The organism is Saccharothrix sp. CCNWYY140, assembly GCF_037401995.1.
Classification (GTDB): domain Bacteria; phylum Actinomycetota; class Actinomycetes; order Mycobacteriales; family Pseudonocardiaceae; genus Actinosynnema.
The window spans coordinates 1-8,875 of the sequence record NZ_JBBEGC010000200.1; the positions used below are offsets into that span (position 1 = coordinate 1).

Sequence of the window (8,875 nt, forward strand, 5' to 3'; positions counted from 1 at the left end):
GGCCTGGCGGAGCCAACCACAGATTTCCCCGGGTGCCGCTAAAACTTTTTGCTCGTTCCTCGCAAAAACTTTCGGCTACACCCGGGGAAATCTGTGGTAGCCCTTCGGGCAGGCCATACGGGGATGACGGAAGAAGCCCAAGTTGGGAGGTTTGCTGCGCGAGCTACTTCGAAAAGCGCGCGCCCTTTGGGCGCATGTTGTCAGCGGTCGGGTGGGCGGAGGTAGGTTAGGGCGAAGGGGGTGTCTGCTGGGCGGCCTGTTGCGTCGAAGCACCAGATGCTTACTTCTACTGCGCCTCGGGTCATGTAGCCGTTGAGGCCGGCTATCGCGCATGTTCTGATCTCATCGCCCAGCACGCTTACCTGCACGGTGTCCGTCGGCCACACCCGTGTTTGGAAGCCGAGTGTCGTGTACTTCACCGTGTACCGGCCCGTGTTTGTCCGGATCACCGAAGGCACCTCGCCATTGGTGCTGAACGAGTTGGCCACCGTTCCCGCCTGCGAGACTGCCAGGTAGCCGGAAGGGACTGTGTCGCCGTGTAGGCCGGTGTTGGTGACGTGGGTTAGTTGCCAGGTTGTGTCTCGGTCGCAGGACACGCGGATGGTGGTTCCCACTGTGTGTTGGCAGCGGGCGAAGGTGTGGGTTGGGGTTAGTTGGGCGTGGCCCGTTGTGAAGGGGAGTTCGTACTCGCCTGGGGCCAGTCTCGTGGCCTCTGCGGATGTCACGGTTGGGCCGGTGCCCAGGTAGAGGTGGAAGGCTGTGTTCTTCGGGGTGCCTGTGGCCGTGTAGCAGTTCACGCCTACCAAGGCGTCTTCGCCGTCCGCCTGCTGGTTCCGGATCACGCACACGTCGCCAGCCTGGGAATGGGCGGTGGTGTGGGCTGTTGGTGACTTCGCCAGGCCGGGCATGCGGACGGTGTACTCGCCGGTTGCTGTGCGGACGATGCTCGACTTTCGGGCCCACCAGTGGTCATTGCCTGGGAGGTAGCCGCCCCAGGTTGACCACTGGTGGTTCGGGTGGAGTTGTGCGGGTACGCCTAGTGGGGTCGTGTACTGGTGGACCTGGGTGTAGCCCCAGCCTGGACGGCTTGGGCCGGGGTCGGTGGGGTGGAGGGGGCCCATCTGCTCGTCGGCCGTGAAGGGTGGGCGGATGGTGGCGATGCCGAAGTTCTTGTCTGCCAGCGCGCCAGTCTCGTCCACGCACTGCACGTCAACCCAGACCTCGGCCAGCGGGTGGGTGAACGTGTGCCACCACTGGGTATGGCAATAACCGGACTCGGTTGCGCCTGAGAACGCCGTGCCGCCCCATGTCCCGACGCCCTTGACCAGCACCCGGTATTGCCCGACGCCCAATCGGTGCAGGGTGAACGCGCCGCCGGTGGTGTTGTGCGAGCGGGTGGGGTCGATGCGCAGGTCTGGTGCGATGCCGGTGGTCTGGGCGTACGCGCCTACCTCGCCTGCCGGTGCGACGCCCTGGACGTGGGTTGCGGCCCAGCGGGTGTCGCGGTCGCAGTGCACGCGCAGTGTCCGGCCCTGCACGCCGGATGGCTGGCAGCGTGCGAACTCCTGGCCGTATGGGGTGACCTGGGTGTAGCCGGTGGGGGTGCCTGGCAGGTCTACCTCGTAGGCACCGATGCCGGTCCTGCGGACGGATGTGTCGGGGCGGATGACGGTGGTGCCGGGTGCGGGTTCGGTGAGCAGGACGTTGAAGCGGGTGTCCGCTGGGGTGCCGGCCTCGGCGCACGCGACCACCACGACTTGGTCCGCGCCCGACTTCCGGTTGTCCCGTACGACGCAGCCGACCGGTCGGGCCACGGCGTAGAAGGTGACGGTCGCGTGCGCTACGGCCGTGTCCGACGCCTGCGCCGGGAACCGCAACCGGTAGACGCCGGTGTCCTCCCTGGTCACGGTGGCGGGTTGCGGTGTGCCCCACTGCCACGTGGCGGACAGCTCGGTTTCCTCACCGATCGGCGATCGCCACGGCTCGACCCGGGCATAAGCCCACTTCGGAGGCGCGGGCGGAGGTGGCGGTGGGGGCGGTGCAATCGACGTGGTCGACGTTAGTGGCGTGGTGGTTGTGGGTGGCGTGGCCGGAGGCGGCGTGGCCGGAGGAGAAGTCGGGGTGGAGGTTTTGGTGGGCAGGGACGGCCGGGTGGGAGAGGGCGTGGGGCTGAGGGCGATGACGGGTTGCGCGCCCTGGGGAGGTGTCTCGGTGGACAGGGTTGGCACGTGAGGCGGGGCGGTGACCTGGGTCGTGGGTAAGGACACCGATGCCGCCGGGTCCGGCTGGGTGGCCAGCACCGCGATCACCGCCGCCGCGACCAGCCCGATCCCGCCCGCCGCGACGCGCACCAGAGCCGGGTTCTCGTGCGCCGCCCGGGTCACCGAGTCCACGCCGGGCAGGCTCATCAGGCGCGTCCCCAGCGACCCTAAGAACTTGGGCGCGGTCGCGAACTCGGTGCCGCGGCCGAAGAAGGCGAGGGCGGTGCGGCGGTGGTCGTCGTCGTGGGCCACGCCGATGAGGCCTGGGCCCAGTGCCCACCGTGCGCAGTCGCGGGCGTCGGCTCGTCGGGCTCCGCACACCGCGCACTCCGCCGCGTGGTCGAGGACGAGTGTGGACTGCTTCGGGTCGAACGGGGTGGTCACCAGCGCGGCCAGCCGGGCGCAGCGGCGGGTGCCGACGTGGCCGATGACGTAGGAGGTGACGGCGTTCTCGGTGGCCTTGCGGGCCCGCTGGAGTTGGCGGTCGGCCTGGCCGCGAGGAACGCCCAGCTCCTCCGCCAGTTCGGCGCCGACGACGAGCCGGCCGCGTTGGGCGGTGAGCCGGATGTGGGCGGCCATCACCGGGCGCAAGCCGGCCGGGACCCCGGACAGCGCGTCCCGCAGCACGTCGAGGACCTTCGCCCTCGTCATCAGGTCCTCGACGTCGGTGTCCGGGGCCACGGCCTGGTCGGGGACGTCCCGATCGTCGTGTCTCGACGTGTCGGTGTAGTGGGCCTTGAGCAGGTTGAGGGCGATGCCGGTCAGCCACGCGTCGAGCTCGCGCGGCTCCTGCCCGTTGCGCAGGCCCTCCAGTGCGCGTACGACGACCTCGCTGACCAGGTCGTCCACCTCGTCGGCGCGGCGCACGCGGGTCCGGAAGAACGGTCGGAGCTTGGTCTGGCAGCGCGCGAAGAGCTCGCGCCGGGCCGTCGCGTCGCCCGCGCGCAGTCGGTTGAGGAGGGGCAGGTCCTCGGCACCCATCATCGACACCATCTCCACCGGTCGGGGTCGTGTTACCTCCGGTGGGGACGTGCGCGCCGGAACCGGGATCTCCCCGGTTCCGGCGACCTTTTTCCTACGCGTCCACCTTCTCGCGCTCGACCTGCGGCGACGCCTGCCGGCGGACCGCCCGCCGGATCAGCGGCCACGTCAGCAGCACGGCCACGACCGCGTACACGGCGATCGAGAACGGGGTGTTGACCAGCCCGTCCAGCGAGCCGTCGGACAGCTGGAGCGCCCGCCGCATCTGCTGCTCGGCGGCCGGGCCGAGGATGGCGCCGATGATCGCGGGCAGCACGGGCAGGCCGTAGCGGCGCATCGCGAAGCCCAGCACGCCGATCACGAACATGACCAGCAGGTCGAAGACGTCCGCGTTGACCGCGTACGCGCCGACGCTGGCGAAGAACAGGATGCCCGCGTACAGGTACGGCCGCGGGATGCGCAGCAGCTTCGCCCACACCGGCGCGAGCGGCAGGTTCAGCACCAGCAGCAGCACCAGGCCGATGAACAGCGACGCGATCAGGCCCCACACCAGCGCCGATTCCCGCTGGAACAGCAGCGGGCCGGGCTGGATGCCGTACTGCTGGAACGCCGCCAGCATGACCGCCGCGACCGCCGTCGTCGGCAGGCCCAGGGTCAGCATGGACACCAGCGTGCCCGCGGCCGACGCGGACGCCGTGGCCTCCGGTCCGGCCACGCCCTCGATGGCGCCCTTGCCGAACTCGTCGCGGTGCTTGGACAGCCGCTTCTCGGTCACGTAGGACAGGAAGGTCGGGATCTCCGCGCCGCCGGCCGGGACCGCGCCGAACGGGAACCCGATGAACGGCCCGCGCACCCACGGCTTCCACGCCCGCGCCACGTCCGCGCGCCCGAGCCACGGCCGACCCACCGGGATGGCCTCGGCGGCCTTGCGGCGCAGGTGGGCGGCCACCCACAGCGACTCGCCGACCGCGAACAGCGCCACCGCGACCACGACGACGTCGATGCCGTCGGCGAGGTGCAGGGACCCGAAGGTGAGCCGCTGCTGGCCGGTCATCTCGTCCAGGCCGACCAGACCGATGGTGAGGCCGATGAGCAGGGACGCGAAGCCGCGCACGCGGGACGCGCCGAGCACCGACGTGACCGCGATGAACGCCAGGACCATGATCGCGAAGAAGTCCGGCGCGCCGATGTCCACGGCGAGCTTCGCGACGGTCGGTGCGAGCAGGACGAGCAGGGTGGTGCCGATGATGCCACCGACGAAGTGCCCGATGGCGGCTGCCGCAAGCGCTTGCGCACCGCGGCCCTTCCGCGCCATCGGGTTGCCGTCGATGGCCGCGACCACCGCCGCGCTCTCACCCGGGGTGTTGAGCAGGATGGACGTGGTGGAACCGCCGAACATGCCGCCGTAGTAGATGCCCGCGAACATGATGAACGCGCCCGTGGGCTCCAGGCCGTAGGTGATCGGCAGCAGCAGGGCCACCGCCATCGCCGGCCCGATGCCCGGCAGCACGCCGATCGCCGTGCCGAGCAGGACGCCCAGCGCGGCCAGGGCCAGGTGGGTCGGGGTCAGCGCGGTCGCGAACCCCGCCATGAGGTTGCCGAACACGTCCATCACAGCACCCCCACCAGCGGACCGCCGGGCAGGGGCACGCCGAGCAGGTCGTTGAACAGGAAGAAGGTCAGCAGCGACAGCCCGGCCGCGATCAGCGGGTCGCGCACGGGGTGGCGGCTGCCCAGCGCGTAGGCCGCGCCCCAGAACAGCACCGCGCCGGAGATCGGGAACCCGACCACGCCGATCAGGGCGGCGTTGGCCAGGAACGCCCCGCACAGCAGCAGGACCGTGCGCCAGTCGGCGGGCGCGGACAGGTCGACGTCCTCGCCGCCCTCCGCCTCGCCCCGGCCGCCGCGCAGGACGTCCCGGGCCAGCAGCACGGCCACCACCAGCAGCGCCACGCCGACCACGACCGGCACCGCCTTGGGTCCGATCGGCCCGCGCTGGGCGAAGTCGGTCGGGATGCGGATCGCGTCCACCAGGACGAGCCCGCCCAGCGCCACCAGCACGGCGCAGATGCCCAGTTCCGAGTGCTCCCGCCACCACGACCGACGGGTCTCCGCTCGGGCCGCGCCGCCGGGCGGCGCACCACGCTCGGGCTGCGCGCCACGGTCCGGCTGCGCGCCGCGGCCTTCCAGTTCCGTCGTCATGCCAGCCCCAAGTCCTTCAGCACCGTCGCCACTCGCTCGTTCTCCTCCCGCAGGAAGTCACCGAACTCCGCACCCGGCGCGAAGGCGTCGGTCCAGCCGTTGCGCGCCAACGCCTCCCGCCACTGCGGGGTCCCGTGCAGGTCCGTGAACAGGTCCACCAGCCGGGCGCGATCGGCGTCCGACACCCCCGGCGGCGCGACCACGCCGCGCCAGTTGCTGAACTCGACGTCCACGCCCGCCTCCCGCAGCGTGGGCGCGTCCACCCCGGGCACCCGCTCGCCGCTGGTCACCGCCAGCACCCGGATCTGCCCGGCCTCGATCTGGTCCCGGTACTCGCCGACCCCGGACACGCCGAACGCGACCTTCCCGCCCAGCACGGACGCCAGCAGCTCGCCGCCGCCGTCGAACGGGATGTAGTTGACCTGCTTGGGCGGCAGGCCCACGGCCTTGGCGATGAGCATCGGGGCGAGGTGGTCCGGGCCGCCCGGCGAGGACCCGCCGCCGACCTGCACCGCGCCCGGGTTCGCCCGCCACGCCGTGATCAGCTCGTCCAGCGTCCGGTACGGCGAGTCCTTGCCGACCACGACGATGTCCGGCTCCTCGATGAGCTTGGCGATCGGCGTGGTGTCCAACAGCGACGACGGCGACTTGTTCGTGTAGACGCTGCCCACCACGCCCAGGCCCATCGACATGACGAGCTTGCCGTTGCCGCGCTCGTTGACCGTGCGCCCGAGCCCGACGGTGCCGCCCGCGCCGGGCAGGTTGAACACCTCGGCGTTGCGGATCAGCCCGGCGTCCTCCATCGCCTTGGCGGCGGTGCGCGCGGTGACGTCGTAGCCGCCACCCGGCGAGTTGGGCACCAGCACCCGCAACCCGCGCAGGGCGGCCCCGCCACCGTCCCCGCCGGAGGTCAACAGCGGCGGCACGAGCACGACGGCCGCCAACGCGGCACCCGCGGCGAGCCAGCCCTTCAGCCGCCCGGAACGCCGCTCGGTCACCCGTTCGGCCGGCCGCTCGGTGGTCGGTGACGACACTGTGATCCCCGCCTCTCTTCCGCGTGGTTGGACATGTTGCACTCGTGTAAACAGGGAAGTCCCGCTTGCGCGCCTAGAGGTTTTTTTGGTCGTTGTGGTCACGGAGGTGCCCGTGGGTGGACGTGGGTCGCTGGCCCGCCAGCTGCTCGTGTGGCAACTGGTAGTGGTCCTGGCGCTGCTGTGCGCGGTCGGCGTGCTGTCCGTCGTCCAGGCGGGCGCGAACTTCCGCACGACCGAGGGACGCCGAATGCTGTCCGTGGCCGAGGACACCGCCGCCACCGCCGGCGTGCGCACGGCCCTTGCCGACCCCCTCCGGCACTACGCCTTGGCTCCGTTCGCCACGACCGCGCAGAGCCTGTCCGGCGCGAGCTACGTGGTCATCGCCGACGCAGACCGCACGGTCCTGACCTCCCCCGACCCACGCCAGGTAGGCGAGCCGCTTGAGCTGGGCGACAGCACCGCCCTGCGCGGCCGGTCGTGGGTGGGCGAGTTGGACGGCGCGACCGTCGCCCACGTCCCGGTGATCGGCGACGACGGCCGGGTCATCGGCGTGGTCGCCGCAGGGCAGCAGGCTCCGGGGTTCTGGGAGGGTGTCCTGGACTCGCCGGACAACGCGCTGCGCCTGCTGGGCATGGCGCTGGTCATCGGCGTCGCCGGTTCCCTGCTGCTGGCAAGGCGGGTCAAGAACCAGACCCTGGGCTTGGAGCCGCACGAGATCACGGCCCTGGTCGAGTACCGGGAGGCGTTGCTGCACGGCATCAAGGAGGGCGTCGTGGCGCTGGACCCACAACACCGGGTAACCCTCGTCAACGACCATGCGCGCGAGCTGCTGAACCTCCCCGAGGACGCCGTAGGCCGATCCGTGGACGACCTGGGCGTCGACGAGCGCTTGCGTGATGTGCTGACCGGTCGGGCCACAGGCGTCGACCAGGTCGCCCTGGGCGAGGGCCGAGTCCTCACACTGAACCGCATGCCCCTGGACGTGCACGGCTCGGTAGTCACCCTGCGCGACCGAACGGACTTGATGACCCTCCAGGACGAACTGGACGCAAGCCGACACGCCACCGACACCCTGCGCGCCCAGGCCCACGAGTTCAGCAACCGCCTGCACACCATCGCGGGCTTGGTCGAGCTGGGCGAGTACGACGAGGTCCGGGGCTTCATCAGCAGGATCAGCAACGCCCAGGGACGGTGGCGCACGGAGGTGTCGTCCCGCATCGCCGACCCGGCTGTGGCGGCGCTGCTGATCGCGAAGTCCAGCCTGGCGGCGGAACGCGGCATCGGCCTGCGCATGGATCCGGCGAGTTCTTTGTCTACTGTGGACGATGTGTTGTCGACGGACCTGGTGACAGTGCTGGGGAACCTGGTCGACAACGCGCTCGACGCGCTGACCGAGCAGGGGTGGATCGAGGTCCTGGTGCGACAGGCGGACGGCGAAGTCCTCGTGGTGGTCCGAGATTCCGGACCTGGAGTCGCGCCGGAGCTGGCGGAAGAGGTGTTCCGGCACGGTTTCACCACCAAGGCCGCCGAACAGGGTTCCCGTGGCCTGGGCTTGGCCTTGATCAGGCAGACCTGCTTGCGCCGTGGCGGCTCTGTGCACGTGGATGGGGCCGTGTTCACCGCGCGGCTGCCGGTGGAGGTGGCGGTGTGATCAGGGTTTTGGTGGTGGACGACGACTTCATGGTCGCGAAGGTTCACAGCGGTTATGTGTCTCGGACCCAGGGTTTCGAGGTGGTGGGCGTCGCTCACACCGGCGCGGATGCTCTGAGGCTGGTGCGGGAGCTACGGCCGGACTTGGTGCTGCTGGACATCTACTTGCCGGACTTGGACGGCTTGGGCGTGCTGCGCGAACTCCGGTCGGGGCCGGACGAGGTGGATGTCATCGTGATCACTGCGGCTACGGACGTGGAGACGGTGCGCAGCGCTATGAGGGGCGGGGTGCTGCATTATTTGATCAAGCCCTTCGAGTACGCGGCTCTGCGGGATCAGCTTGCCCATTTCGCCGCCTTGGACCGACGACTTGAGCAACTCGCATCGGCTGGCCAGGCGGATGTGGACCAGGTCTTTGGGGCCCGGCCTACTTCGTCGGCTCGGTTGCCGAAGGGGTTGAGCACGCAGACTGCGGCGTTGGTGGAGAGGGTGTTGAGGGAGCGGGGTGGGGGCGTTTCGGCTACCGAGTGCGCGGAGGCGACCGAGTTGGCTCGGGTGTCGGCTCGGCGGTACTTGGAGCATTTTGTGGCGATCGGGAAGGCTGAAGTGCGCCTCAAGTACGGCGGAACAGGTCGCCCGGAACGCCAATACGTCTGGCTTCCCTAGCCGGGCTTTTCGGCGCGCGAAGCGCGGTCTTCGCGCGCGGAGCGCGCGGTAGGTGTTACCTACAAGTGGAGGGCCTCGGTT

General features: G+C 70.3%; 6 protein-coding genes. 2 read left to right on the forward strand and 4 right to left on the reverse strand.

The window, feature by feature from the left end:
• Nucleotides 1-200: 200 nt before the first annotated feature.
• The 4 genes from WBN91_RS37905 to WBN91_RS37920 form a co-directional block, all read right to left on the reverse strand.
• Nucleotides 201-3,245 (reverse strand): RNA polymerase sigma factor, encoded by a 3,045-nt coding sequence (locus WBN91_RS37905; RefSeq protein WP_337729440.1) that lies wholly within the window; start codon nucleotides 3,243-3,245, stop codon nucleotides 201-203.
• A 91-nt stretch (nucleotides 3,246-3,336) separates the two neighbouring features.
• Nucleotides 3,337-4,854: a tripartite tricarboxylate transporter permease gene (locus WBN91_RS37910; protein WP_337729133.1), complete on the reverse strand. Its 1,518-nt coding sequence runs from the start codon at nucleotides 4,852-4,854 to the stop codon at nucleotides 3,337-3,339.
• Nucleotides 4,854-5,444: a tripartite tricarboxylate transporter TctB family protein gene (locus tag WBN91_RS37915; RefSeq protein WP_337729134.1), complete on the reverse strand. Its 591-nt coding sequence runs from the start codon at nucleotides 5,442-5,444 to the stop codon at nucleotides 4,854-4,856. Before WBN91_RS37915 ends, WBN91_RS37910 begins: the two co-directional genes overlap by 1 nt.
• A complete protein-coding gene (locus WBN91_RS37920; RefSeq protein WP_337729137.1) occupies nucleotides 5,441-6,418 on the reverse strand; it encodes a Bug family tripartite tricarboxylate transporter substrate binding protein in 978 nt (325 codons plus the stop codon). Before WBN91_RS37920 ends, WBN91_RS37915 begins: the two co-directional genes overlap by 4 nt.
• Nucleotides 6,419-6,590: 172 nt before the next feature.
• Between WBN91_RS37920 and WBN91_RS37925 the strand changes: the two genes are divergently transcribed.
• Together WBN91_RS37925 and WBN91_RS37930 are read left to right on the forward strand one after the other, a co-directional pair.
• Nucleotides 6,591-8,129, forward strand: coding sequence for a sensor histidine kinase (locus WBN91_RS37925; RefSeq protein WP_337729135.1), 1,539 nt, complete (start codon nucleotides 6,591-6,593; stop codon nucleotides 8,127-8,129).
• On the forward strand, nucleotides 8,126-8,794 hold the full coding sequence (locus WBN91_RS37930) for a response regulator (protein ID WP_337729136.1): 669 nt from the start codon (nucleotides 8,126-8,128) through the stop codon (nucleotides 8,792-8,794). The genes WBN91_RS37925 and WBN91_RS37930 overlap by 4 nt, the downstream gene beginning before the upstream one ends.
• Nucleotides 8,795-8,875: the final 81 nt, after the last annotated feature.

Bases quoted from the DNA above. Each gene is read 5' to 3' on its own strand.
- WBN91_RS37905 (WP_337729440.1), bottom strand. From the start codon at position 3,245: ATGATGGGTGCCGAGGACCTGCCCCTCCTCAACCGACTGCGCGCGGGC.
- WBN91_RS37910 (WP_337729133.1), bottom strand. From the start codon at position 4,854: ATGGACGTGTTCGGCAACCTCATGGCGGGGTTCGCGACCGCGCTGACC.
- WBN91_RS37915 (WP_337729134.1), bottom strand. From the start codon at position 5,444: ATGACGACGGAACTGGAAGGCCGCGGCGCGCAGCCGGACCGTGGCGCG.